Origin of the sequence: Bacillus sp. MAG717A (assembly GCF_036884855.1) — a bacterium.
GTDB lineage: Bacteria > Bacillota > Bacilli > Bacillales > Bacillaceae > Bacillus > Bacillus safensis.
Map to the genome: position 1 here is coordinate 2,024,420 of NZ_CP145733.1, position 24,064 is coordinate 2,048,483.

General features: G+C 42.8%; 26 protein-coding genes and 1 tRNA gene. 22 read left to right on the top strand and 5 right to left on the bottom strand.

What is annotated here, in order from left to right; all coding sequences use genetic code 11:
- The first annotated feature begins 10 nt into the window (after positions 1–10).
- Complete coding sequence (locus V6Z54_RS10270; protein WP_041088110.1) at positions 11–640, top strand: DsbA family protein; 630 nt, start codon at positions 11–13, stop codon at positions 638–640.
- A gap of 41 nt (positions 641–681) precedes the next feature.
- Here the strand turns inward: V6Z54_RS10270 and V6Z54_RS10275 are convergent, their stop codons facing one another.
- Positions 682–1,476 carry a C39 family peptidase gene (locus V6Z54_RS10275; protein ID WP_073978941.1) on the bottom strand — a complete coding sequence of 265 codons (795 nt, stop codon included), beginning with the start codon at positions 1,474–1,476 and terminating at the stop codon, positions 682–684.
- A gap of 234 nt (positions 1,477–1,710) precedes the next feature.
- On the opposite strand from V6Z54_RS10275, the gene V6Z54_RS10280 reads away from it, so the two are divergent.
- The 17 genes from V6Z54_RS10280 to V6Z54_RS10360 all read left to right on the top strand — a co-directional run bounded on the left by V6Z54_RS10280 (position 1,711) and on the right by V6Z54_RS10360 (position 17,417).
- Entirely contained in the window at positions 1,711–2,886 is a 1,176-nt protein-coding gene (locus V6Z54_RS10280; protein ID WP_338527289.1) for an ATP phosphoribosyltransferase regulatory subunit, read from the top strand.
- Positions 2,879–3,526 carry an ATP phosphoribosyltransferase gene (gene hisG, locus V6Z54_RS10285; RefSeq protein WP_039181668.1) on the top strand — a complete coding sequence of 216 codons (648 nt, stop codon included), beginning with the start codon at positions 2,879–2,881 and terminating at the stop codon, positions 3,524–3,526. Before V6Z54_RS10280 ends, hisG begins: the two co-directional genes overlap by 8 nt.
- On the top strand, positions 3,523–4,809 hold the full coding sequence (gene hisD / locus V6Z54_RS10290) for a histidinol dehydrogenase (protein WP_338527290.1): 1,287 nt from the start codon (positions 3,523–3,525) through the stop codon (positions 4,807–4,809). Before hisG ends, hisD begins: the two co-directional genes overlap by 4 nt.
- Positions 4,809–5,393, top strand: a complete 585-nt coding sequence (hisB, locus tag V6Z54_RS10295) for an imidazoleglycerol-phosphate dehydratase HisB (protein ID WP_024423560.1) — start codon at positions 4,809–4,811, stop codon at positions 5,391–5,393. Before hisD ends, hisB begins: the two co-directional genes overlap by 1 nt.
- Positions 5,393–6,031: an imidazole glycerol phosphate synthase subunit HisH gene (gene hisH, locus V6Z54_RS10300; RefSeq protein ID WP_073978943.1), complete on the top strand. Its 639-nt coding sequence runs from the start codon at positions 5,393–5,395 to the stop codon at positions 6,029–6,031. Before hisB ends, hisH begins: the two co-directional genes overlap by 1 nt.
- Positions 6,028–6,765 (top strand): 1-(5-phosphoribosyl)-5-[(5-phosphoribosylamino)methylideneamino]imidazole-4-carboxamide isomerase, encoded by a 738-nt coding sequence (gene hisA, locus V6Z54_RS10305; protein ID WP_041088123.1) that lies wholly within the window; start codon positions 6,028–6,030, stop codon positions 6,763–6,765. The genes hisH and hisA overlap by 4 nt, the downstream gene beginning before the upstream one ends.
- Positions 6,762–7,520: an imidazole glycerol phosphate synthase subunit HisF gene (gene hisF, locus V6Z54_RS10310; RefSeq protein ID WP_041088125.1), complete on the top strand. Its 759-nt coding sequence runs from the start codon at positions 6,762–6,764 to the stop codon at positions 7,518–7,520. The genes hisA and hisF overlap by 4 nt, the downstream gene beginning before the upstream one ends.
- Positions 7,517–8,146: a bifunctional phosphoribosyl-AMP cyclohydrolase/phosphoribosyl-ATP diphosphatase HisIE gene (hisIE, locus tag V6Z54_RS10315; RefSeq protein ID WP_041088127.1), complete on the top strand. Its 630-nt coding sequence runs from the start codon at positions 7,517–7,519 to the stop codon at positions 8,144–8,146. Before hisF ends, hisIE begins: the two co-directional genes overlap by 4 nt.
- Before the next feature lie 131 nt (positions 8,147–8,277).
- Complete coding sequence (locus tag V6Z54_RS10320; protein ID WP_041088129.1) at positions 8,278–9,738, top strand: tetratricopeptide repeat protein; 1,461 nt, start codon at positions 8,278–8,280, stop codon at positions 9,736–9,738.
- Between the two features lie 364 nt (positions 9,739–10,102).
- The gene (locus V6Z54_RS10325) at positions 10,103–11,488 is read left to right on the top strand and encodes an NlpC/P60 family protein (protein WP_073978945.1); all 1,386 of its coding nucleotides are present in this window, start codon (positions 10,103–10,105) and stop codon (positions 11,486–11,488) included.
- Between the two features lie 234 nt (positions 11,489–11,722).
- Positions 11,723–12,673, top strand: a complete 951-nt coding sequence (gene trxB, locus V6Z54_RS10330; protein ID WP_139037419.1) for a thioredoxin-disulfide reductase — start codon at positions 11,723–11,725, stop codon at positions 12,671–12,673.
- Between the two features lie 358 nt (positions 12,674–13,031).
- Complete coding sequence (locus V6Z54_RS10335; protein WP_024423553.1) at positions 13,032–13,496, top strand: 8-oxo-dGTP diphosphatase; 465 nt, start codon at positions 13,032–13,034, stop codon at positions 13,494–13,496.
- A gap of 39 nt (positions 13,497–13,535) precedes the next feature.
- Positions 13,536–14,423, top strand: coding sequence for an RNase adapter RapZ (rapZ, locus tag V6Z54_RS10340; RefSeq protein ID WP_269103012.1), 888 nt, complete (start codon positions 13,536–13,538; stop codon positions 14,421–14,423).
- Positions 14,424–15,383: a YvcK family protein gene (locus V6Z54_RS10345; protein ID WP_338527291.1), complete on the top strand. Its 960-nt coding sequence runs from the start codon at positions 14,424–14,426 to the stop codon at positions 15,381–15,383. It begins immediately after the preceding gene.
- A 17-nt stretch (positions 15,384–15,400) separates the two neighbouring features.
- Complete coding sequence (gene whiA, locus V6Z54_RS10350; RefSeq protein ID WP_003213321.1) at positions 15,401–16,351, top strand: DNA-binding protein WhiA; 951 nt, start codon at positions 15,401–15,403, stop codon at positions 16,349–16,351.
- Between the two features lie 26 nt (positions 16,352–16,377).
- Positions 16,378–16,635, top strand: coding sequence for an HPr family phosphocarrier protein (locus tag V6Z54_RS10355; RefSeq protein ID WP_024423549.1), 258 nt, complete (start codon positions 16,378–16,380; stop codon positions 16,633–16,635).
- Positions 16,636–16,673: 38 nt separating this feature from the next.
- Positions 16,674–17,417: an arylamine N-acetyltransferase gene (locus tag V6Z54_RS10360; protein WP_075611970.1), complete on the top strand. Its 744-nt coding sequence runs from the start codon at positions 16,674–16,676 to the stop codon at positions 17,415–17,417.
- A 51-nt stretch (positions 17,418–17,468) separates the two neighbouring features.
- On the opposite strand, the gene V6Z54_RS10365 is transcribed toward V6Z54_RS10360, so the two are convergent.
- Positions 17,469–17,957, bottom strand: a complete 489-nt coding sequence (locus V6Z54_RS10365) for a ribonuclease (RefSeq protein WP_024423547.1) — start codon at positions 17,955–17,957, stop codon at positions 17,469–17,471.
- Positions 17,958–18,140: 183 nt separating this feature from the next.
- Entirely contained in the window at positions 18,141–19,118 is a 978-nt protein-coding gene (locus V6Z54_RS10370) for a D-glycerate dehydrogenase (RefSeq protein ID WP_338527292.1), read from the bottom strand.
- Positions 19,119–19,671: 553 nt separating this feature from the next.
- Here V6Z54_RS10370 and V6Z54_RS10375 point away from each other — a divergent pair.
- Both V6Z54_RS10375 and V6Z54_RS10380 read left to right on the top strand, forming a co-directional pair.
- Positions 19,672–20,253 (top strand): carbonic anhydrase, encoded by a 582-nt coding sequence (locus V6Z54_RS10375; RefSeq protein ID WP_041088636.1) that lies wholly within the window; start codon positions 19,672–19,674, stop codon positions 20,251–20,253.
- 37 nt (positions 20,254–20,290) lie between these two features.
- Positions 20,291–21,913, top strand: a complete 1,623-nt coding sequence (locus V6Z54_RS10380) for a SulP family inorganic anion transporter (protein WP_073978949.1) — start codon at positions 20,291–20,293, stop codon at positions 21,911–21,913.
- A 27-nt stretch (positions 21,914–21,940) separates the two neighbouring features.
- Here V6Z54_RS10380 and V6Z54_RS10385 read toward each other — a convergent pair whose 3' ends face one another.
- The gene (locus V6Z54_RS10385) at positions 21,941–22,282 is read right to left on the bottom strand and encodes a MazG-like family protein (RefSeq protein WP_073978950.1); all 342 of its coding nucleotides are present in this window, start codon (positions 22,280–22,282) and stop codon (positions 21,941–21,943) included.
- A gap of 137 nt (positions 22,283–22,419) precedes the next feature.
- Here V6Z54_RS10385 and V6Z54_RS10390 point away from each other — a divergent pair, with 137 nt between their 5' ends.
- Positions 22,420–22,998: a TIGR00730 family Rossman fold protein gene (locus V6Z54_RS10390; protein WP_041088147.1), complete on the top strand. Its 579-nt coding sequence runs from the start codon at positions 22,420–22,422 to the stop codon at positions 22,996–22,998.
- Between the two features lie 60 nt (positions 22,999–23,058).
- Here the strand turns inward: V6Z54_RS10390 and clpP are convergent, their stop codons facing one another.
- Positions 23,059–23,655 (bottom strand): ATP-dependent Clp endopeptidase proteolytic subunit ClpP, encoded by a 597-nt coding sequence (gene clpP, locus V6Z54_RS10395; protein ID WP_024427684.1) that lies wholly within the window; start codon positions 23,653–23,655, stop codon positions 23,059–23,061.
- A 253-nt stretch (positions 23,656–23,908) separates the two neighbouring features.
- Between clpP and V6Z54_RS10400 the strand changes: the two genes are divergently transcribed.
- Positions 23,909–23,984, top strand: a tRNA-Arg gene (locus V6Z54_RS10400).
- The last annotated feature ends 80 nt before the right edge of the window (positions 23,985–24,064 follow it).

Here is a 24,064-nt window from a genome sequence, read left to right on the forward strand (position 1 = left end):
TTTCTAACGTATGAATGAGGAATTGTCTTTCATCTATGTATGGGATGCGTATTGTGGCTGGTGTTATGGATTTTCAAACAGTATCCGAACTTTGCATGAAAATCATCCGGATATATCACTAACACTTGTGTCGGGTGGTTTATTTGTAGGGGATAGGAGTCTTCCGATAAAGGATTATCCACACATTCCAGAAGCAAATCAGCGTATTAGTCAGCTGACTGGTGTCGAGTTTGGTGAACGTTATCAGAAGGTTCTAGCAAACGGAACGCTCCTTTTAGACTCTGAGGCTGCGGCCATTGGTTTTTCTGCATTAAGATCCATCGCACCTGAGCGTTCATTGTACTTGGCTTCATCGATGCAAAAGGCTTTTTATCAAGACGGAAAAAGTCTGAGTGATGAAGAAACGTATCGGGAGATCGCTTTGGCGCATGATCTTGATCCTGACGCCGTCATTGAACGTATGAAAACAAAAGAAGCGATCAATGATGCATATGCTGACTTTGCGAAGGTTCATCAACTTCATGTGAATGGCTATCCTACACTTTTATTAAAAAGAGGGGATGAATACTTCAGCCTGGGCGGAGGTGCGATGACGGCTGAAAAGCTTGAAGGCCGCCTGAAGGAATTTCTAGAAAAATAAATCATTTAAAAACAACCTCTATGCGGATAGAGGTTGTTTTTTTACGCTTTAATGATAATCGCCTGACTGCCCATCTGTTCCCAAGAATCTTCAAATTGATCACGGTCGACCTTTTGATTCTTTTCTCCATATGGGTTATTCAAGTAGACATGCTCCTTGTCATAGCCTGTGATGACTACGCTATGCACATTAAAGCTTACATCTATTTTGCCATTTGGTGTATTCCAAGTTTCGATGTTATCGGTTTTGTCGAAGGTGGATGTCGTAATCACCCAGACAGGATAGCCCTTTTCAAGTGACTGATAGATGGCCTTTTTAACAGGCTTTCCGGTTAAGTCGACCACTTGATCGCCCGCGTATTTTTTCGCAAGCTGATAAATCGGTTCGTGGTAAACCCCAAGGCCCGGGCCATTCTCCATATCGCCTACAAACCCGTCATGAGGGTCACCTTTTAAGCCATTTTCATAATTGAGCGGAACACGTTTGATTTCATTTGCCAATGCGTTTTTCGTTACGTGCTCATAGCCGCTGTAATGAAGCAGCATCGCTAAGCTCGTGACTTCGCATCCATTATAAAGCTTTGGTGCATCCATTTGATTGTAGAGAATGACGTCCATGGCTTTTTTGCTTCCTTTTAGTGAATGATGTGTGGTTTCTGCTTTTTTTGTTGAACGAGTTTCTTCAGCCGCGAGTGCCGTATCGTTTTCTTTTTCTTTTGCTGCTTCTTGCGGCGAAGCTGTTTTCTTGACTTGGTCGATTTGTGAAACGTATATAAAGCCGAAATAAACAAGACATGCGCACAACAAAGTTAAGATTAATGTCTGGATGAACTTCACTGTTAATCTCCTGTGTTATTCAATATTTTTAAGTATTATAGCACGTTCCTTCACCGAACATGCAGAAAAGGCACAGGTGTCACTTGAATGTAATAATTCCAGAATATGCTGATGAAAATAGAGAGAAATAAAAATGATTGATTTAATCACTTTATTTTGTTAGCATATTATCATATTAGCGAACTAAAGGATTCGGAATTTTTTGTTTTAATGTGTTGGAGGTGCGGAAGAAACATGTTTATGTTTGAGAAACCATATGGTATGCGGGATTCATTACCTGGATTGTATGAGACGAAGAAAAAAGTGAGACATTCTTTAATAGAGGTCATGAATGGTTGGGGTTTCCGTTTGATGGAAACACCAACGCTTGAATTTTACGATACAGTCGGTGTGCAATCGGCGATTACTGATACACAGCTTTTTAAGCTTCTTGATCAAAACGGGCAAACTCTTGTACTGAGACCTGATATGACAGGTCCGATTGCAAGGGTGGCGGCTTCTAAGCTTCATGAACAGGCGTATCCGCTTCGTGTCGGGTATGCAGCCAATGTGTTTCGTGCGCAGGAAAGAGAAGGCGGAAGGCCGTCAGAATTTGAGCAGGTCGGAATTGAACTGATTGGAGATGGTTCAATTAGTGCAGATGCTGAAGTCATCGCACTTGCCGTATTTGCCTTAAAAAATGCCGGGCTAAGGTCCTTCAAAATCGCGATCGGGCATGTCGCTTTAGCAGAAACGTTATTTGTCGATGTACTCGGAAATACAGAGCGTGCAAACGTCCTTCGCCGCTTCTTATATGAAAAGAATTATGTGGGGTACCGTCAGCATGTGAAACAATTACCGCTTTCCTCCATCGATAAAATGAGGCTGTTACAGCTTTTAGAGTTAAGAGGCGGCCAAGAGGTTATAGAGCGGGCAGAGGAAATCGTTGTTTCACAAGAAGGAAAAGAGGTGCTCGCACAGCTAAAGTCGCTATGGGAGACACTTGAAGATTACGGCTGTACAGAATATATCCGTTTAGATTTAAGCATGGTGAGTCATATGAGCTATTATACGGGTATTTTGTTTGAAGTATTTGCTGATCATGTTGGATCGGTCATCGGAAGTGGCGGTAGATATGATCAATTACTTGCTCATTTTAATGCACCCGCACCAGCTACAGGGTTCGGGCTTCGACTAGATCGTCTTCTTGAAGCGCTCGATGCAAAAGAGATCAATGAGCCGCAGGAGGCTGTGATTTTTAGCAAAGAACAAAGACTTGAAGCTTTTGCTTTTGCAGAAAAGGAGCGTTCAAAAGGGAAAAAGGTCGTCCTGCAAGACTTAGCGGGGATTGAAAATATTGACGCGATGACCAAGACATTTGAACAGGTGACTTATTTTATCGGCGCTAGAAAGGAAGAGCGAAATGAGTAAAGTGTTGACGATGGCGATGCCAAAAGGCCGGATATTTGAAGAAGCAGCCGGGCTGTTAAGACAGGCGGGATACCAGCTGCCAGAGGAATTCGAGGATTCAAGAAAATTAATCATAGATGTACCAGAAGAAAACCTACGCTTTATTTTAGCCAAGCCAATGGATGTGACCACCTATGTAGAGCACGGTGTGGCGGATGTTGGCATTGCAGGGAAGGATGTCATGCTCGAAGAAGCTCGTGATGTGTATGAAGTGCTCGATTTAAACATCAGTAAATGTCATTTAGCTGTTGCTGGTTTGCCAGGAGCGAGCTGGGGTGGTGTCGCACCGCGTGTGGCAACAAAGTACCCAAATGTTGCATCGTCCTATTTTAGAGAGCAAGGGGAGCAGGTGGAGATCATTAAGCTGAATGGTTCCATTGAATTAGCACCGCTCATTGGGCTTGCCGATCGCATTGTAGACATCGTCTCTACAGGTCAAACACTAAAGGAAAATGGACTTGTGGAAACGGAGCATATTTGTGATATCACGTCACGTTTTATTGTCAATCCTGTGAGCTACAGGATGAAGGATACGGTGATCGATGAAATGGCACAGCGTCTTGCACGAATTATTGAAGGAGAAGGGGAGGAATCATCATGAACATCACCTGCATACAAGAAGGTGAGACAGATACTCTCTCACTCAAACGGTCTTTAGATACAGGAACAGAAGAGCAGCGTCAGGCTGTTCAGCGCATTATACAAGAAGTGAGAACAAATGGTGATGAAGCTGTACGGTCTTTTACAAAGCAATTTGACGGTGTGTTGATTGAAGATCCGCTTGTTACAGAGGATGAAATGGCAAAAGCCTCTGACCGCTTGGACAAAGAGGTGATTCAGATTATCCAAACGGCCATCAAGCATATTCGAACATACCATGAGCGCCAGCTGACCTCTTCTTGGTTTTATCACCAAAAGGACGGCTCAATGCTTGGTCAAAAGGTAACACCGCTTGATGCGGTAGGTGTGTATGTCCCGGGCGGAACAGCGGCGTATCCATCATCCGTCTTAATGAATGTGATCCCTGCGCTAGTCGCTGGTGTTGAACGTATCGTTCTTGTGACACCCCCTGGTAAAGATGGACGTCTCTCTGACGCTGTCCTGGCTGCGGCGAAAGAGCTTGGTATTTCTGAGATGTATAAAATGGGCGGAGCACAGGCGGTTGCGGCACTTGCCTATGGAACGGAAAGCATCAAGCCTGTTGATAAAATCACAGGTCCAGGGAACATTTATGTAGCGTTGGCAAAGCGGGAAGTATTTGGTCAGGTAGATATTGATATGATTGCAGGTCCAAGTGAAATTGCAGTTCTAGCAGACGAAACAGCAGTCGCGCATGAGGTAGCGGCGGATTTACTTTCGCAGGCAGAGCATGATGCGCTGGCATCTAGTATTTTGGTGACACCGTCTAAGACACTTGCTGAAAGCGTGCAGGCTGAAGTCAGAAAGCAGCTTGATACTTTGCCGAGGAAATCAATCGCAGTACAATCCATTCAAGATCATGGCCGTATTTACGTGACGGAATCAATCGATCGTGCAGTAGACGTCGTCAACCAATTAGCGCCTGAGCACTTAGAGGTGCTGACAGCATATCCAGAATCACTTCTTGGTCAAATCAAGCATGCGGGCGCGATTTTCTTAGGACGCTATAGTCCAGAGCCGGTGGGCGATTATTTTGCAGGACCGAATCATGTGCTGCCAACAAACGGAACAGCTCGATTCTCCAGCCCGCTTGGTGTGACTGATTTTCAAAAGAAAACGAGCATTATTTCATATAGTCAAGAGGCCTTTGAAACACACCGGGAAAGCATTGCCGCTTTTGCCAGATTAGAAGGGCTTGAAGCACATGCAAGGTCGATTGAAGCGAGAAAGCGGGAGGAATCGTAATGAGACAGGCGAAAACAGCGAGAAAAACAAATGAAACGAACATTTCATTAGCACTAGAAATTGATGGAGAAGGAAAAGCGGATATTCAAACAGACGTCCCTTTTATGACGCACATGCTTGATTTATTTACGAAGCATGGACACTTTAATTTGACTGTCGATGCGAAAGGAGATACGGATGTTGATGATCACCACACAACAGAAGATATCGGCATTGTGCTTGGGCAAATGTTTAAGGAAGCATTAGGCGATAAAAAGGGAATTAAGCGGTATGGTTCAAGCTTTGTTCCGATGGACGAAACTCTTGCCCAGGTCGTGGTCGATTTAAGCAATCGTCCTCATTTGGAAATGAGAGCGGCCTTTCCAAGTCAAAAGGTAGGTACCTTTGATACAGAGCTAGTACATGAATTTCTGTGGAAATTTGCACTTGAAGCCCGGATCAACCTTCATGTCATTGTTCACTACGGAACCAATACACACCATATGATTGAAGCCATTTTTAAAGCGATGGCACGTGCCTTAGATGAAGCAACAACCATTGATCCACGTGTGAAAGGAATTCCTTCGACAAAGGGGATGCTCTAATGATCGGAGTCATTGATTACGGAATGGGGAATTTGTTCAGCGTATCAAAAGCACTGGAACGAGCAGGTGCCCGTTATATCGTTTCCTCTGATGTGGAGGAGCTGAAAAGAGCAGATGCTTATATTTTGCCCGGGGTCGGTTCGTTTCGTGATGCAATGCAGCTGTTAAAAGAGACTGGACTTGAGGCGTTTATCCATCAAGTTGTGCAGGAAGGAAAGCTGTTATTTGGCATTTGCCTTGGCATGCAGCTGTTATTTGAAGAAAGCGAAGAGGCAGGCCGCACAAAAGGATTGGGGCTGTTAAAAGGGCGTGTCGTTCTTTTAAAAGATCGTGATCAGGACGGGCAAAGGCTGAAGGTGCCTCATATGGGGTGGAATGAGCTCACATTTCATCAGCCCTCCCCATTGTTTGACGGTGTACCAGAAGGATTTGCATACTTTGTTCACTCTTATTATGTGAGTGATATGAATCCAGATGAGCAATTAGCAAGCGCGGACTATGGTGTTCAAGTACCAGCAATCGTTGGCAAGGGAAATGTGCTTGGTGCACAGTTTCACCCTGAAAAAAGCAGTACAACGGGAATGGCGCTGCTCAAACAATTTATTCAATTAGCAAACGAACAGAGGGTGAGCAAATGAGTGAGTTTACATTATATCCAGCGATTGATATGAGAAATGGCAAATGTGTACGTCTTGTACAAGGTGATTATGATCAAGAAACCATTTATGGAGATTCACCGCTCGACATGGCCGCGCAATTTGTAAAGGATGGAGCAACGTGGATTCATCTTGTGGATCTAGATGGTGCAAAAGCAGGGAAACGTGTCAATCATGAGCATGTGCTGGCGATTGCATCATCTTTAGATGTGAAGGTACAAATCGGCGGCGGTATTCGAACGGAAGAAGACGTTGCCTTTTATTTAAAGAGCGGCGTAGATAGAGTGATTCTCGGCAGCTCAGCTGTTTCGAACCCAGCCTTTGTGAAAAAAATGCTGGCGCAATATGGAGAGAAAATCGCGATTGGGATTGATGCACGAAATGGCTTTGTATCGACTGAAGGATGGCTTGAAACGTCTAAAGTGAAGGCAGAGGAACTCGGCAGGGAATTGGCAAAGGAAGGCGCAGAGGTCTTTATTTTCACCGATATTCAAATGGATGGCATGCTGACTGGTCCCAATGTGGAAAGCACGGTTCGCTTAGCAGAAGCAACCGGCAAACAAGTGATTGCTTCAGGCGGTGTCAGCGCGGTAGCTGATCTTCAAAAGCTGTCAGCGCAAAAAGAGACTGGTGTGTCTGGTGCGATCATTGGAAAAGCACTTTACACGAAGCAGTTTACTTTAGCGGAAGCATTTGAAGGGCTTGACCGCATATGATGACAAAACGAATCATCCCATGTCTTGATGTGAAGGAAGGGCGTGTTGTCAAAGGAGTGCAATTCCTAGGCTTAAAGGATGCTGGTGATCCGGTAGAATTAGCGCAGATATATGATGAGGCAGGGGCGGATGAACTCGTCTTTCTTGATATTTCTGCTTCGCATGAAGGCCGGAAAACGATGGTGGATGTGGTCAAACAAGTCGCGTCCACTCTTGCCATACCATTTACGGTGGGAGGCGGGATTAACCATCTTGATGATATGAAGCGTATATTAAGAGCGGGTGCAGACAAAGTATCTGTCAACACAGCAGCTGTGTTAAGGCCGGAACTGATTTCAGAAGGTGCTGACTTTTTTGGCTCCCAGTGTATCGTTGTCGCAATTGATGCAAAATACAATGAAGAGAAAAAAGCATACATGGTCTATACACACGGAGGACGCCGTCAAACAGATTTAGAGGTTAGCGACTGGGCGAAGGAAGCTGTGCAAAGAGGTGCAGGAGAGATTTTACTGACAAGTATGGATGCCGATGGTGAAAAGACAGGCTTTGATCATCGATTGACAAAGCTTGTATCACAGGCAGTCACTGTGCCAGTGATCGCTTCTGGCGGTGCTGGCAATGCTCAGCATATGCTGGAGGCCTTTACAAAAGGAGAAGCTGATGCAGCATTAGCAGCCTCCATTTTCCATTATAAAGAAACGTCCATTCATGAGGTAAAGACATATTTGAGAGAACACGGGGTGAAGGTCAGATGAAACAGGCAAATGAATTAACTTTTAATGAAGCAGGCCTGATTCCTGCGATTGTACAGGATGCTCAAAGTAAGGAAGTACTGACACTGGCATATATGAATCAAGAATCCTATGAAAAAACGCTGGAGACAGGTGAAACATGGTTTTATAGCCGGTCGAGAAACGAGCTTTGGCACAAAGGCGCCACTTCTGGACATACCCAGCAAGTGATGTCTATTCGATATGACTGTGACAAGGACGCTTTGCTTGTCCTTGTCGCGCCAAGCGGCCCAGCCTGTCATACTGGCAGCTATAGCTGTTTTTCGGAAGAAGGCGTAAAGCGTCAAGGCGAAGAGCAGGATCGTTTTGCGATATTAAATGAACTTGAACAGGTCATTGCAAAGCGTCAGGCGGAAATGCCCGAAGGTGCTTATACTACCTATCTATTTGAAAAAGGGGTCGATAAAATCCTGAAAAAGGTAGGGGAAGAAGCGTCTGAGGTGATCATTGCAGCGAAAAACCGGGATCAAGAAGAATTGAAATGGGAAACAGCGGACCTCCTCTATCATCTTCTTGTATTATTACGTGAACAGCAATTGCCGCTTGATGATGTATTAAAGGTATTAAAAAAGCGTCATCAAGGTGAATGAAAAGCCGGGGGATATCCCAGGCTTTTTATTTTTAAATGAAAAACAAATCCTTCCTTTCCTTTTGTTCTATGTGACGACTGGTGAAGTATGTTATACTACACACGGTACACTGTTCGAAATGGAGGGTATCGGTGAGTAAATACACTTCTCAAAATAATCACACACAAGTCGTCCAGCTATTTCAAGATGGGCATTACTTTTTTCATAAAGGTCTTAAAGCATATAGAGAAAGAAATCTGTCTAGGGCAAGTAAGCTGATACAGCGGGCCATCGTACTTGAGCCTGAAAATGTAGAGATGCTGTCACAGCTTGCCATTATTTATACTGAAATGGGTCATTACCAGCAATCAAATGAACTGCTTGATTTCATCCTCGAACACATCGATGAAAACATGTCTGAGTGTCACTACTTTAAAGCCAATAATTATGCCAACCTCGGACTATTTCAAGAGGCATATAAATCAGCTACTGCTTATGCCGCGCTGGAAGAGAACGGGGAATTTGCGGATGAAAATGAGGACCTTCTTGACTTGCTCGATATGAGCGACGAAGAAGACGAAGATTTTCCTTATGATCAGGATGACCTGATTGTGAAGCAGGATCAAGCAAACCATTTGCTAGAAAGCGGCAGACTCGATGAAGCCATTGAGATGCTGGAACAGATGATTGTTGAGTATCCAGAATTTTGGTCAGCGTATAATAATCTCGCTTTGGCCTATTTTTATTCTGGTCGAATCCATCAGGCGAAAGAAATGTTGAACCGGGTCCTTCATGAAAATCCCGGTAATCTGCATGCCCTTTGCAATCAGCTAGTCTTCTACCATTATGAAAAAGAAGAAGAGAAGGTCAACAAGTTAGCGAAGCAATTAACGCACGTGTATCCAATACTAAGTGAACAGCGTTATAAGCTTGGTGCAACATTTGCCCTTGTGGGAGAATTTGAATGGGCCTTTAAATGGCTTTATTCTTTGTACAAAACAGGTTTTCAAGGAGATAGTACATTTTTATACTGGCTTGCAAGCGCAGCCTATCATACAGGCCACAAGACGCTCGCCCAAACGGTTTGGGATAAGATGGTCGAAGAAGACATCGACGCAGATGAAATCAAGCCGTGGCAGGATAAACCTGAGGTGACTGAGCCAATGGTCTCGATTGAGGAACGGCTGACTGCGTATTATGTCAGTAAACAAAAAGGGGAACGTGACGTTCTGCAGTCTGTCCTTGATGCACGCGCCGCGAAAACCGCTTTTGAACAGCAATTCATAGAACTGCTTTTGTATGAAGATGAAATGAAAGAAAAGTCTTTTTCAGAAGATGCAGTTTTTGCAAAACAGGCGGCATCCAGTTTGGAGGAAGCCGTTCAGCCTGACAGCCATATGCCTTATTTTTGGTTATTCCATATTATTCAGCAGGCACGTGCTTCTGGTATTGATAAGAAAAATGCGCCTGCCTGGGCAGCAGCATCTTATTATCTATGGATGAATGAACAAGAAGAATCAGCTGTCAGCAAAAAAGACATTGCGTCTGCTTTTCAAATCAGTGTTCAAACACTGTCAAAATACGAACGAGAGATCTGTACGTTAATCGATTAAATAGGTAAATAGATTCAGAACGTCCCAGCATGGCCGAAAAGGTCATGCTTTTTTCTTGGATAAAAAGGTGGGATTTGCAAGGAATTGGCGAAGTATGACAATCACGACATGTTTTTGAAACATAAATGTAATAAAAATATTAGCTCATTTTGTCGATGTCTCATGTATAATGAAAATCGTGGATTAAAACAAAGATAGATATTTAAATATTTTACTATACATAATGAAACACCTAGTGATAGAAACAATCTGGTCAACATCTGACTGAACAATCAGGAAGAAAGACATAGAGAGCACAGATTGGTCGCAGAGAATTTGCTGCTTTCTAATGTCGCTTGGGAAATTGTCAAAGGAGGAACTATTCGTGAAAAAGTTTATTACTTTCGGTTTAGCTTCGGTGATCGGAGCGAGCGGTTTATTTATTCCATTTACACATGAAGCAAACGCACAGAACTTTGAACAAAAGAAACAAGAATTAGACAGCAAACAATCTGAGGTAAACAAGAATCTTCAAAAGAAAAAAGAAGAGCTTTCAAAGCTTGAAGCAAAACAAGAGGCACTTGCACAAAAGCTTAAAGATATTGATGAGAAAGCTTTAAAAACAAGTGATCAAATCGAAGAAAAACAAAAAGAAAATGAAAAAACAAAAAAAGAAATCAAAGCACTGAAAAAAGAAATTGCTGATACAGAAAAACGTATTGAAGAAAGAAACGAGTTCTTGAAAAAGCGTGTACGTGCCCTTCAAGAGAGCGGCGGTTCTACAAAATACATAGATGTATTACTGGGAGCAAAAAGCTTTAGCGATTTCATCAGCCGTGCAGGAGCAGTTTCTACACTGATCAACGCAGACAGTGAAATCATTAAAGAGCAGGAAAAAGACAAAGCAGAGCTTCAAAAGTCTGAAAACGAATTAAACACAAAGCTTGAAAATGTGCAAAGCACACTTGCAAAGCTTGAAACACTTCAATCAGACTTGAATAAACAGCTTGATGAAAAAGACAAGCTATTCAAGCAAGTGAAAAAGCAAAAAGGAAGTGCTTTTTCTGAAATCAGCGAGTTAAACAGTGAGGCTAACAGCATTGCATCTGAAAAGGACGCAACAATCGCTGCACAAAAACAAGCTGAAAAAGAAGCAAGAGAAGCAGCACAAAAAGCAAAAGAAGAAAAAGCGCAAAGACAACAGCAGCAGCGTCAAGCTAGTGTTCAAGCGGAAGACAACAGCTCAAATAACGATAGCAGCCCATCTTCAAGTAACAGTGGGTCATCTAATAACAACAATAACAGCAACAGCAGTTCACCAAGCAAGAAGCCATCTACTGGCGGTGGATCACCTGTCAGCAGTAACGTAGGCGGAATCGAAGGTGCGATCAGCACAGGTTCTACTATTGTTGGACAATCTCCATATAAATGGGGCGGCGGCAGATCACAAGCCGATATTGACGCTCGTCGTTTTGACTGTTCTTCATTCGTTCGCTGGGCATTTGCATCAGCAGGCATCAACCTTGGACCAGTTGGCGGTACAACAACAGATACGCTTGTAGGTAAAGGAAGAGCTGTAAGTGCATCTGACATGAAACGCGGAGACCTTGTGTTCTTTGATACGTATAAAGTAAATGGACACGTTGGTATTTACTTAGGAAATGGTACATTCTTGAACGATAACAGCTCTCGCGGTGTTTCAGTTGACTCAATGAGCAACGTATACTGGAAAAAAGCATTCAATGGCGTTGTAAGAAGAGTCGTTGAATAAATCATTACTTTTTATATAACCGTAAACAGGCTTCCTTAAACAGCAGTTTAAGGAAGCTTTTTCTTTTTTTGAAGATATGAGCAAATGATTCGCTTATTCCCCGCAGATTTAATAGGATATGGGTAAGGAATAAAAGCTAAGAGTGGAAATGATGCTCTCTGTCATGAATGGAAGCATCACCCAAGGGCATTCTAATAAGAAATGCGAGCAGCAATTGAAGAGGGAGTGACAGTTGTGTCAGAAGAAAAAATCTACGATACGATCATCATTGGAGCGGGTCCTGCCGGAATGACAGCCGCTGTTTATACATCACGGGGAAATCTTTCAACATTAATGATTGAAAGAGGAATTCCTGGCGGACAAATGGCGAATACGGAAGATGTCGAGAACTATCCTGGCTTTGAAAGTATTTTAGGGCCGGAACTTTCAAATAAAATGTTTGAGCATGCGAAGAAATTCGGCGCAGAATATGCATATGGCGATATCAAAGAAATCGTGAACGGTGAAGAGTACAAAATCGTCAAAGCCGGCTCAAAAGAATACAAAGGACGCTCTGTCATTATCGCGGCAGGGGCTGAATACAAAAAAATCGGTGCACCAGGTGAAAAAGAACTTGGCGGCCGCGGCGTATCATATTGTGCAGTATGTGACGGAGCATTCTTTAAAAACAAAGAGCTTGTCGTCATTGGCGGAGGAGATTCTGCTGTAGAAGAGGGTGTGTATCTCACACGCTTCGCTTCTAAAGTAACGATTATCCATAGACGCGATAAGCTTCGTGCACAAAGCATTTTACAAGCACGTGCCTTTGATAATGAAAAAATTGACTTCATGTGGAACAAAACCGTGAAACAGATCAATGAAGAAAACGGGAAAGTCGGCAGTGTGACATTGGTTGATACGGTGACTGGTGAAGAAGAAGAGTTTAAAACAGACGGTGCCTTTATCTATATCGGAATGCTGCCACTGTCTAAACCGTTTGAAAATCTCGGCATTACAAATAAAGAAGGCTACATCGAGACAAACGAAAGAATGGAAACGAGAGTGGAAGGTATTTTCGCAGCTGGTGACATTCGGGAAAAAACACTTCGTCAAATTGTCACAGCAACAGGTGACGGTAGTATTGCAGCACAAAGCGCACAGCATTATGTAGAAGAGCTTACTGAAAAACTCAAAGCAACGAAATAATTGGCTGTCGTAAATCCTTAATATAGCGTCATGGGCTTTTAACTGGAATGTAACACGGGTGAAATAATTTTCCGTTATGATAAAACTAGTAATTGACCCCCTTTTATAAGGAATACATGTTTGGCACGGATGTGAATCCGTGTCCTTTTTTTTTGCCTAAAATCAGAAATTCACGAGATGTTCACAAATGACGCATGGAGAGCCGTTAGATGCTGTAAAATAAAGAGTAGAGAAATGGCTCGTTACATCATTCAAACGAAAACCGGTCTGTTTTCGGGGAAGAACGGGCATGTTCATTGTGGGAGTCAGGTTGAACCTGTATAATAAGTTAAAGACATAAAAGAGTAGGTGACAGCTGATGCAACGAGTAACCAATTGTGTGCTGCATCACGAAGATCAAGTTCTCTTGCTGCAAAAGCCAAGACGGGGCTGGTGGGTAGCACCGGGCGGCAAAATGGAAAGCGGAGAATCGGTCAAGGATTCAGTCGTTCGAGAATATAGAGAAGAAACAGGTATTTATATTTTAAATCCGCAGCTGAAAGGTGTTTTTACCTTTATCATAAAAGAAGGCGATCAAATCGTTCAAGAATGGATGATGTTCACCTTTATGGCAGATTCATTTACCGGAAAAAACGTAACAGAGTCAGAGGAAGGCATTTTAAAATGGCATGACGTAAAGGATGTGCCTCATTTGCCGATGGCTCCAGGAGATTCCCATATTCTTGATTTCATGCTCAAAGGAAAAGGACTTCTGCACGGCACTTTTACGTATACACCCGATTTTGAGCTGATTGCTTATCGGTTAGATCCTCAGGGAGAATAATACATGAACCGTTTTCATAAAGAAGGAGAGGAAGCAGGCATGAATACACAAAAACAAGAAGATATTCAGCTTGTGATTATTACAGGAATGTCAGGTGCGGGGAAAACCGTAGCCATTCAAAGCTTTGAAGATTTAGGCTACTTTTGTGTTGATAACCTGCCGCCATCACTTTTACCGAAATTCCTAGAACTCATGAAGGAATCGAATTCCAAGATGAGCAAGGTCGCTCTTGTGATGGATTTGCGCGGTCGCGAATTTTTTGACAGCTTAATTGCGGCATTAGATGAAATGAGTGATCTTGACTGGATCACGCCAAGAATTCTATTTTTAGATGCAAATGATAAGGTACTTGTCTCAAGATACAAAGAAACGAGACGTTCGCATCCCCTTGCGACAACAGGTTTGCCGCTTGAAGGAATTGCAATGGAGCGTGAGCTGTTAGAGGAGTTAAAAGGCCGGTCTCAAATGATTTTTGATACATCGGATTTAAAACCAAAACAGCTGCGAGAAAAAATCGTCACGCACTTTGCCACGAACCAAGGTCAGGTGTTTACAGTAAACGTGATGTCCTTTGGCTTTAAATACGGTCTGCCGATTGATGCTGATCTTGTCTTTGACGTGAGATTCCTGCCGAATCCTTACTATATTGAGAGCATGCGTCCACAGACTGGAAACGATGAAGAAGTGCGCTCTTATGTGATGAAATGGACTGAAACGCAAAAATTCACAGAGAAATTAATCGATCTTCTCAGCTTTATGCTTCCGTCGTATAAGAGGGAAGGAAAAAGCCAGCTTGTGATTGCCATCGGCTGTACAGGCGGGCAGCATCGATCCGTGACACTAGCCAACTATTTATCGGAGTATTTTAAAAACGATTACTATACACATGTCACTCACCGGGACATTGAAAAGAGAAGCAGAAAATAGATGACAACACTACCAAAGGTGGTCATTCTTGGCGGAGGCACTGGCTTATCTGTTTTGCTCAGAGGGCTAAAAACGAAGCCAGTGGACATTACCGCTATAGTAACGGTTGCTGACGACGGAGGCAGCTCAGGCAGACTGCGGCATGATTTGAATATTCCCCCTCCAGGTGATATTCGAAATGTCCTTGCGGCTCTCTCTGATGTTGAACCGCTTGTAGAAGATTTATTTCAGCACCGTTTTAACAAAGGGAATGACTTAACAGGCCACTCACTCGGCAACCTCATTCTTGCGGCCATGACAAATATAACCGGTGATTTTTTTCATGCCGTCACTGAAATGAGCAAGGTTTTAAATGTGAGAGGAAAAGTATTGCCAGCAGCAAATTCAAGTGTTGTCCTTCATGCGGAATTAGAAAATGGGCAAATGGTGACAGGAGAATCGAAAATTCCCACCTATGGTGAGCGAATTAAACGAGTGTTCCTCACACCCGATACGATTGAACCGCTGCCAGAATCTATTCAAGTCATTCGTGAGGCGGATTTGATCGTCATTGGGCCTGGCAGTCTGTATACGAGTATTTTGCCAAACTTGCTTGTCCCGCATATTGGAGAAGAAGTGATTCGCTCAAAGGCGAAAAAAGTGTATATTTGTAATGTCATGACGCAGCCGGGGGAAACGCTTTCCTACAGTGCAGCTGATCATGTTCAGGCATTAAATGATCATATGGATCGTCCATTTATTGATACAATTTTTGTGAACAATAAAGAAATTCCAGAAGAAATCAAAGCAAAATATGCAGAAGAACAGGCACAGCCTGTCAAATTCGACACAGATGCACTGAAAGCAATGGGATTAGAAGTGATTCCTGGAGAAATCATTACATATGACCAGCATGTCATTCGTCATGACACGCTGAAAGTAGCCTCGCTGCTTGTCGATCTGCTGCATCAGAAAAAATAGGAATGGGGGTGGCAAGGATGTCATTTGCATCCGAAACAAAAAAAGAGCTGACTAATCTGGACGTGAAGGACTGCTGCACAAAAGCAGAGCTTTCTGCCCTCATCCGTATGAACGGTTCATTATCTTTCTCTAATCGAAAATTGATTTTAGATATACAGACAGAGAACGCAGCCATTGCAAGACGGATTTATACGCTGCTCAAGAAAAAATACGATGTGACAGTCGAACTGCTCGTACGTAAAAAAATGAGATTGAAAAAAAATAACGTGTATATTGTCAGACTGGTAGAACGAGCGAAAACCATTTTAGAGGACTTGAAAATATTAGGTGAGCAATTTGTATTTGAGCGCAATATTTCAGAAGAGCTTGTGAAGAAAAGATGCTGCAAGCGCTCCTATATGAGAGGTGCTTTTTTAGCAGGCGGTTCTGTGAATAACCCAGAAACGTCCTCCTATCACCTTGAGATTTTTTCACTATATAAAGAACATAATGATGCCCTTTGTGAGCTGATGAATCAATTTCATCTCAATAGTAAAACACTTGAGCGCAAAAAAGGGTACATTACGTACATGAAGGAAGCAGAAAAAATCACGGAATTTTTAAGTGTTGTGGGCGCTCATAACTCACTGCTTCGCTTTGAAGATGTGCGAATCGTCCGAGACATGAGAAACTCCGTCAACCGGCTCGTCAATTGTGAAACAGCAAACTTGAATAAAACGATTGGTGCTTCACTGCGTCAGGTCGAGAACATTCAATTTATTGATGAAAAAATTGGACTTGATGCCCTGCCGGATAAGCTTCGTGAAATTGCCAAACTGCGAGTCGACTATCAAGAGGTCACGCTGAAGGAACTTGGAGAAATGGTGGAAAGCGGCAAGATTAGCAAGTCAGGGATTAACCACCGTTTAAGAAAGCTAGATCAAATCGCAGAACAATTACGAAACGGACAAGCTGTTACACTCAAATAGGAGAATGAAAAAGGGAGGCAGATCATATGGTGGAAAAAACGGTCACCATCCAGCTGAAAACAGGCTTGCAGGCACGTCCAGCTGCTTTGTTCGTACAAGAAGCCAATCGCTTTGGTGCTGATATTTTTCTTGAGAAAGATGGAAAAAAAGTCAATGCGAAAAGCATTATGGGTCTCATGAGTCTTGCGATCAGCTCTGGGGTTACTGTCACACTGATTGCAGATGGTGCAGATGAACAAGAAGCCATTGAGGCGTTAACAGATTTTATCAATCAAGAAAACTGAGTCTCTTCAAAGGCTCAGTTTTTTTAGGAGGGAATGTCATGATTCAATCAGCTTTTTTACAGAAGATCGGTTATGAAGGCAAGTCCATCACCTTTAATGACTTGCCTGTATTATTAAAAAAAATGGCCTATACCTTTCCATTCGAAAATAGATCTGTTTTGAACAAACAATCCTACGCTTTGAATCAAGAAGGATTGAAGCAGCATCTTCTGGAAGAAAACAGAGGAGGTCTTTGTTACGATCTCAATCCTCTCTTATACTATGTATTAAAAGAGGCTGGGCTCTCTGTACAGCTTCTTCAAGGGACAGTGTATATCAAAGAAGCGGACACGTGGGCCATTGATGGCACGCATGTAGCCATCATGTTGAAGCATCATAACGAACGCTTTCTCATTGATGCGGGATTTGGTGTGAATTTACCTCTTCAGCCTGTGCCTTTTACAGAAGATTGGGTGGAAGGAGCGTCTATTCGGTTTCGCGTCAAAGCAGAGAAAACCGAGAAGGGGACATATCTGCTCCAATTAGATAAGGGAGATGGTGCTGAAACAGGCTATGCTTTCACATTGAACGAGGTGGACGAGGCTGCATTGGTCCAATTGAGACACGAGATTTATGAAAATGAATCCTCTACTTTTAACAAAAGACCACTTGCGTCAAAGCTCACGCCAACAGGACGTGTGGTCGTTACTGAGGATCATGTCACCACACATGAACATGAAGAAGTGTCGAAAAAGCCGCTTCCGGTTCCTTTTGAGGATTACGTGAAAAAGCTTATACCGTAAACCCATACTAAAAGACAGCCCCTGATGAAACAGGGCTGTCTTTTTTATTGATTATCGAATACGTGTGAAAGTCGCATAATGGTCTGTTGTTTTGTAAATGAGCCAGTCGCTTGAATACACAAGACGGTCAGCATTGCGGAAGCCTGAAACGTAGTTGATGTCTGCCTCACGCCATGTGCGGCCGCTTGCTGAAGGAAGACGTCCTTCTCGGTTTGAGAAAATATCTCCACCGATGCTTTTACCTGGCGCCACTTCTGCTAGATTTCCCTTAGATGCCACCCATCCGAGAGCACTTGCTTGTGATTTCGTAATGTAGTTATCAGGCAATCGTTTGTAGCGAATTAAATAATCTGCTACACCATCAAACGTATTAATGACGGCAAGGGTACGCACATCTGGCGTGAGCTGAATAGAAGCAGTTTCAGTTGTGGCTGTTGGTGTAAGAGGTGTTTCTGCATGAGCTTGCTGCGGGACAAATCCAGAAAACAGAATAGCAGCGATCAGAGCGAACATAGTAAAAACCGAACTCAATCTTTTCATCTTCATCCTCCTATTAAGGAAATCGGATGCCGTCCTCTTGATGCTTGTCTAGCTCATATTATAGCACCCGAACATGAAGGAAATGTAAAGAATCAGGATCTTTGCTAAAATGAGTCTTTTCTCCTGATGTCTCCTAAAGAAATAAATAAAAAGACGCAGTTCAGCTCCCTGCGTCTTATCCGATCAAGATAAAGTAAGCTCCTTCACAACATCAACAGGCGCCTTCCCATCTATTCCATGAATCACATTATGAATGGCTCGTTTCAGCATGAGATCCCTTGTTGTTTCAGTAGCGGAACCGATGTGAGGGGCTAGGGTGACATTGTTCATCTCTTTGAAAGGATGATCCTCTTGAAGCGGTTCCTGCTCATACACATCAAGACCAGCGCCTTTGATCCATCCCTCCTGAAGTGCTTGAATGAGGCTTTTTTCATCCACTGTTTTCCCGCGGGAAATGTTTACAAATAAAGCCGTTTGCTTCATTAACTTCAATTCTCGTTCCCCAATCATATGATACGTTTCCTCGGTCAGCGGTGTAATCAACACGATGATATCAGCTTGTTTTAAAAGATCATCAAGTGCGCAGTATACAGCGCCATACGTCGATTCAGCCTTTTCATTCCGGCTTCGGTTATGATAAAGGACGTTCATATCAAAACCATGTGCTGCCCGTTTGGCCACTTGTTCGCCAATACGCCCCATGCCAATGATACCGAGCGTTTGGTGATGTACATCGATACCAAAGATCTCTTCTTCCTGTACGAATTTCGTCCATTTTCCTTCACGGATAAAACGATCCAGCTCGGCGATTCTTCGCGCAGAGGAGAGTATGAGCGAAAAGGCAAGGTCAGCCACGGTATGATCGAGCGTATAAGGAGTGTGCGTACCAATCACGCCTCTTTGTCTCATCACTTCTATATCAAAATTGTCATAACCGACAGAGTTATTACTGACTACCTTGAGTTTTGGTGCGTGATCTAACAGCTCTTGATCGATTTTCGTTCCAGACGTTAAAAGACCATCAGCGTGCTGCAGCTTCTCAAACAAAATGTCTCTTGGAATAGGGTCTTTGGATTGCCAAACCTCGTATGTACAATGTTCCTTTAGCATTTCCTCAAAAGAAGCAGGTAAGGGTTTGGCGACAAAAATGTGTGGTATCACAGTCAATTCGCTCCTTTCACATGGTCATCTTACTCCTTTTATTATAAAGCAACCATTTCGGCAGAACACGTTTGAATGTTAGCAGCTCAATATTTAATATACTAAAATAACGGTAAAGAAAGACATTTGCTTAGTGAAAAAGTAGATTCATATGCCATCTGATGCATTTTTTTATCTATATAAAAATAAGTAGATGGTAGATGAGACATGTGAAATTGCAAGATTTTACGAGAGATTATCTGACAAACTGGAAAATAGATCGAGACTTTTTGATAGAAAATTTATTATATTTGAAATGTATTAAACGGGAAGGTCATTTTCTACTAAACCATTTTATTGTCTTTTAGTGTGATGAGAATAATAGATTGAAAACAAACCCGCGTATCCGTTGGGATGCAGCGTAAAATAGAGAAAATGATGATATTTCTTCTCATCGTTTTCTCATTTTTTTCTTTTTTTTCTATCATTTTTCTTCTCTATTCTTGAGAACACGAGAAAGAAAAGGGGGACAGGCACGAGCTTACGTTACTAAAAAAAGATGGGAGATGGCAAAATGGGATCAAAATTAGAAGAGATTCTTCAGCACAATTCAGAGTTTGTGAATGAGAGACATTATGAGCCTTACAAAGCGGGGAAATTTCCGGAGAAAAAACTGGTCATTTTAACGTGCATGGATACCCGTCTATTGGAATTATTGCCGCAATCTATGGGACTGCGCAATGGGGATGCAAAAATCATTAAGAATGCAGGCGCCATCGTGACACATCCGTTCGGCAGTGTGATGCGGAGTATCCTGCTAGCAATCTATGAGCTAAAGGCAGAGGAAGTATGCATTGTAGGGCATCATGAATGCGGAATGGCAGGTCTTGCGGCGGACCCTTTACTTGAAAAGGCGAAAGCACGCGGAATCGAAGAGAAATGCTTAAGCATTGTGAAAAACTCAGGTGTCGATTTAAAGGGCTGGCTGACAGGCTTTGATTCAGTTGAAGAGAGCGTGGCTCAAAGTGTGAAATTAGTGAAAGAGCATCCACTGATGCCAAGTGATGTGGCTGTTCATGGACTGGTGATTCATCCAGCAACAGGAAAGCTGGATGTCGTTGTGAAAGATAAACTGATTGACCCGCAGTATACCTAAATCATCTACACATACTTAAAGGAGGCCAACACATACCATGCGTTTTTATGGAAGATTTGAAGGGTACAATTCATCAAAGTTTAGACGCGATTTAATCGCTGGGCTTGTCGTGGGGGTTGTGGCAATTCCTTTAGGCATGGCATTTGCCATTGCATCTGGTGTCGGACCAGAATATGGATTATACACAGTCATCGTTGCCGGCATTTTGATTTCATTGTTTGGTGGTTCAAAGTATCAGATCGGCGGGCCGACTGGGGCGTTTGTTCCAATTTTATTCGGGATCGTCAGCCAGTACGGAATTGAAAACTTGCTCATTGCCGGTTTTATGGCAGGCTGTATGCTTGTATTATTCGGAATATTCAAACTAGGAAAGCTCATGAAATTTATTCCTCGTCCGGTTATCATCGGTTTTACTGCTGGCATTGCTGTCATTATTTTTTCAGGACAGATTGCCAACTTCCTCGGATTAAAGGGTGTTGAAAAACATGAAAGCTTTTTCCTCAATATGAGAGAAATCGTGGTCCATCTCGGTACCACAAACAGTCTCGCCATCATCACAGCCGTCACCGGGCTCATTGTGATTTTGGCGGCACAAAAATACATTCCCAAAATACCTGGTGCTCTATTAGGTCTATTGGCTTCTACGTTTCTCGCCGTTCTTTTTTTTCAAGGACAAGTTGAAACGATTGGCTCTGCATATGGTGAAATCCCTCGTCAGCTGCCAACCTTCGCTTTTCCTGAATTGACGATTGAAAAAATGATATACCTCCTGCCTCCAGCAATTGTCATTGCACTGTTAGGCGGCGTGGAATCGATTTTGTCCGCAATGGTTGCTGATAATATGAAAGGCTCTAAGCATGACAGCAATAAAGAACTTGTTGGGCAAGGGATTGCCAATATGGCGGCACCGCTTTTCGGAGGAATTCCAGCGACGGGCGCTATTGCCCGCACGGCAACGAACATAAAAAATGGCGGAGCAAGTCCGATTTCTGGTGTTGTGCATGGCGTTGTCGTCTTGCTAATCTTAATGGTATTTGCGCCATATGCGTCAATGATTCCACTTGCTGCAATGGCACCAATTTTAATGTTTGTTGCTTGGAATATGAGTGAGAGAAAAGAATTTATCAATATTGTGAAAGTGAAAAATGCCGATTCGCTTGTACTTGTCGTGACCTTCCTGCTCACAGTGATCGGTGATTTGATTATTGGCGTCACCGCTGGTCTCATTTTAGCGTTTATCGCCTTTATCAAAAAAATGAGCCAGACGACCAATATCCATACAAATGTCGCTGTTCCTCAAATGGAAACAGCAGCTGCTTTAGAAAAACAGACAGACGAGAAAGGGATCAGTATGTATTCCATTGAAGGGCCGCTCTTTTTCGGAACAACAGATTCATTGGAAAATTCGATTTTGGACCATGTTCAAACAAAACCGAAAACGCTCATTCTGCTTATGAATAAAGTCAATTATATGGACACATCGGCAGAAGCAGTTTTAATGAATATCTCCAATCGGTTAAAGCATCATAATGGAAAGCTGATGATCGTTGGGCTGCAATCACAGCCTAAGGAGCTTTTGCATCGAACAGGTCTTTTCCATCATATCGGAAAGCAGCATTTCTTTGAACGAACAGATGACATCTCACCACAGCATCTTTAAGGCTTAGAAAAACACGTGACAGCTTGGTCACGTGTTTTTTACTGACTCTTTTTCTCCAGAAAAACGCTTTGTGAGTTTTTGTTGATGAGCGCTGAAGACCTCTTCTACTGTGACGTCATAGAGATCCGCTAAAATGAGGAGGTTTGCTAAGACATCTCCCATTTCTTCAATGAGTTCTTTCTTCAGCTCAGATGATTCCTGTCTCTGCTCATCAGGCCGGTCTCGTCCAATTTCTATTGTTCTAACAGCACGAGCGAGTTCTCCCGTTTCTTCCATTAAGAAGCCTAACCGGATAAACGGTCCATATTCTGTCCAATTTCTCATTTGATAAAAATCCTTGATCCACTTCTCCATTTCAGTTGTTTGCATTCTCTCTATACAGCTCCTTATATGGTGTTCACTCTTATGATTTTACACTATATATAGAAGAAACGGCTGTTTCTTTACAAATCATTATAGTAGAATGAGTGAGTGAAGAAATCATAGAGAGAGATGGAGCTGTTTTGATGAAAACGATTTGTGTGTTTGCTGGTTCAAATCCAGGTGTAAACGATGTCTACAAACAAAAGGCTGTAGAGCTGGGGGCTTATATGGCGAAGCAGGGCATTCGTCTTGTTTACGGCGGATCGCGTATTGGGTTAATGGGCGCGATTGCCGATGAGGTCATGAGACATGGCGGGCAAGTGATCGGTGTCATGCCTAAGGGGCTTTTTAGAGGAGAAGTCGTGCATCAAGAGCTGACAGAGTTAATTGAGGTAACAGGCATGCATGAACGAAAAGCGAAAATGAGCGAGCTGGCCGATGGATTTATTGCGATGCCAGGTGGCTTTGGTACATATGAAGAATTATTTGAGGTGCTGTGCTGGGCACAAATCGGTATCCATCAAAAGCCGATTGGATTGTATCAAGTGAATGACTATTTCAACCCGCTTATGGACATGGTGAAGTTTAGTGTACAGGAAGGCTTTTCAAATGAATCACACCTTCAATTGTTACATGCTTCGAGCGAACCGGAGGAATTAATCACGCAGATGGCTTCTTATCAAACACCGTCTCTTCAGCAGAAATGGACGGAGCTGTCTTAAAGTATGTTTAAATGACAAAAAACCGTCTGTTCAAGGAACAGACGGTTTGTGTTGTGATCATTATTTTTGGTCTTCTGTATTACGGGTCAAGACTTTGTCAATGAGTCCGTATTGAAGTGCTTCTTCCGCTGTTTTGAAGTTGTCACGATCTGTATCGCGCTCAATGACTTCAATTGGCTGACCAGTACGTTCAGCAAGTACTTGGTTCAGTTTATCGCGTAAAGAAAGGATTCGTTTTGCCGCAATTTCAATTTCTGTTGCTTGACCTTGGGCTCCGCCTAGTGGTTGGTGAATCATGACTTCACTGTTTGGAAGAGCATAACGCTTACCTTTTTCACCAGCAGCAAGCAGGAACGCACCCATAGATGCAGCCATACCAATACAAATAGTTGATACCTTTGGTTTAATAAATTGCATCGTATCGTAAATGGCCATACCAGCTGTGATTGAACCGCCAGGGCTGTTAATGTAGATAGAAATATCTTTTTCTGGATCTTCAGCTTCTAAGAAAAGTAGCTGTGACACGATGGAGTTGGCAACATTGTCATCGATCGCAGAACCAAGCATGATAATACGGTCTTTTAAAAGACGAGAATAAATGTCGTAAGCTCTTTCCCCACGATTTGTTTGCTCAATGACTGTAGGTATTAAATTCATAATGTTCCTCCTTCACCTTTTAGGTAAGTATGTAATTCAATGATACATTTTTGGTCAATAAAGGTCAAACAAAACGCTGACCTAAATTCAAATACCCCTATCCATTTTCCCCAAAATCATTCCACTTCAAACCATCATATTAGTTTATGTATCCAAAGTAAGAAAATACATCATCATGATGAATGATTAATCATTGCTTTCTTGCAGCATTTCCCTTATAATTTGATATGCTGACGTTCAAAAAACATATCGTGCGCTCGTAGCTCAGTTGGATAGAGCGGTGGTTTCCGGTACCACGTCTGCCGGGGGTTCGAATCCCTCCGAGCGCGTACTTGACCTTGTTTACGATGATAAAGGTCATTCATGAACCCCTCTTCATTTAGAAGAGGGGTTTTTGTATGTTCAATCG

What these genes read in the sequence shown, in the direction of transcription:
- V6Z54_RS10360 (WP_075611970.1), top strand. Translation starts at nt 16,674, where the DNA reads ATGATTCAATCAGCTTTTTTACAGAAGATCGGTTATGAAGGCAAGTCC.
- V6Z54_RS10355 (WP_024423549.1), top strand. Translation starts at nt 16,378, where the DNA reads ATGGTGGAAAAAACGGTCACCATCCAGCTGAAAACAGGCTTGCAGGCA.
- V6Z54_RS10365 (WP_024423547.1), bottom strand. Translation starts at nt 17,957, where the DNA reads ATGAAAAGATTGAGTTCGGTTTTTACTATGTTCGCTCTGATCGCTGCT.
- hisIE (WP_041088127.1), top strand. Translation starts at nt 7,517, where the DNA reads ATGAAACAGGCAAATGAATTAACTTTTAATGAAGCAGGCCTGATTCCT.
- V6Z54_RS10270 (WP_041088110.1), top strand. Translation starts at nt 11, where the DNA reads ATGAATGAGGAATTGTCTTTCATCTATGTATGGGATGCGTATTGTGGC.
- hisD (WP_338527290.1), top strand. Translation starts at nt 3,523, where the DNA reads ATGAACATCACCTGCATACAAGAAGGTGAGACAGATACTCTCTCACTC.
- hisA (WP_041088123.1), top strand. Translation starts at nt 6,028, where the DNA reads ATGAGTGAGTTTACATTATATCCAGCGATTGATATGAGAAATGGCAAA.
- whiA (WP_003213321.1), top strand. Translation starts at nt 15,401, where the DNA reads ATGTCATTTGCATCCGAAACAAAAAAAGAGCTGACTAATCTGGACGTG.
- V6Z54_RS10385 (WP_073978950.1), bottom strand. Translation starts at nt 22,282, where the DNA reads ATGCAAACAACTGAAATGGAGAAGTGGATCAAGGATTTTTATCAAATG.
- clpP (WP_024427684.1), bottom strand. Translation starts at nt 23,655, where the DNA reads ATGAATTTAATACCTACAGTCATTGAGCAAACAAATCGTGGGGAAAGA.
- V6Z54_RS10345 (WP_338527291.1), top strand. Translation starts at nt 14,424, where the DNA reads ATGACAACACTACCAAAGGTGGTCATTCTTGGCGGAGGCACTGGCTTA.
- hisB (WP_024423560.1), top strand. Translation starts at nt 4,809, where the DNA reads ATGAGACAGGCGAAAACAGCGAGAAAAACAAATGAAACGAACATTTCA.
- hisF (WP_041088125.1), top strand. Translation starts at nt 6,762, where the DNA reads ATGATGACAAAACGAATCATCCCATGTCTTGATGTGAAGGAAGGGCGT.
- hisG (WP_039181668.1), top strand. Translation starts at nt 2,879, where the DNA reads ATGAGTAAAGTGTTGACGATGGCGATGCCAAAAGGCCGGATATTTGAA.
- V6Z54_RS10375 (WP_041088636.1), top strand. Translation starts at nt 19,672, where the DNA reads ATGGGATCAAAATTAGAAGAGATTCTTCAGCACAATTCAGAGTTTGTG.
- V6Z54_RS10335 (WP_024423553.1), top strand. Translation starts at nt 13,032, where the DNA reads ATGCAACGAGTAACCAATTGTGTGCTGCATCACGAAGATCAAGTTCTC.
- rapZ (WP_269103012.1), top strand. Translation starts at nt 13,536, where the DNA reads ATGAATACACAAAAACAAGAAGATATTCAGCTTGTGATTATTACAGGA.
- hisH (WP_073978943.1), top strand. Translation starts at nt 5,393, where the DNA reads ATGATCGGAGTCATTGATTACGGAATGGGGAATTTGTTCAGCGTATCA.
- V6Z54_RS10280 (WP_338527289.1), top strand. Translation starts at nt 1,711, where the DNA reads ATGTTTATGTTTGAGAAACCATATGGTATGCGGGATTCATTACCTGGA.
- V6Z54_RS10380 (WP_073978949.1), top strand. Translation starts at nt 20,291, where the DNA reads ATGCGTTTTTATGGAAGATTTGAAGGGTACAATTCATCAAAGTTTAGA.
- V6Z54_RS10390 (WP_041088147.1), top strand. Translation starts at nt 22,420, where the DNA reads ATGAAAACGATTTGTGTGTTTGCTGGTTCAAATCCAGGTGTAAACGAT.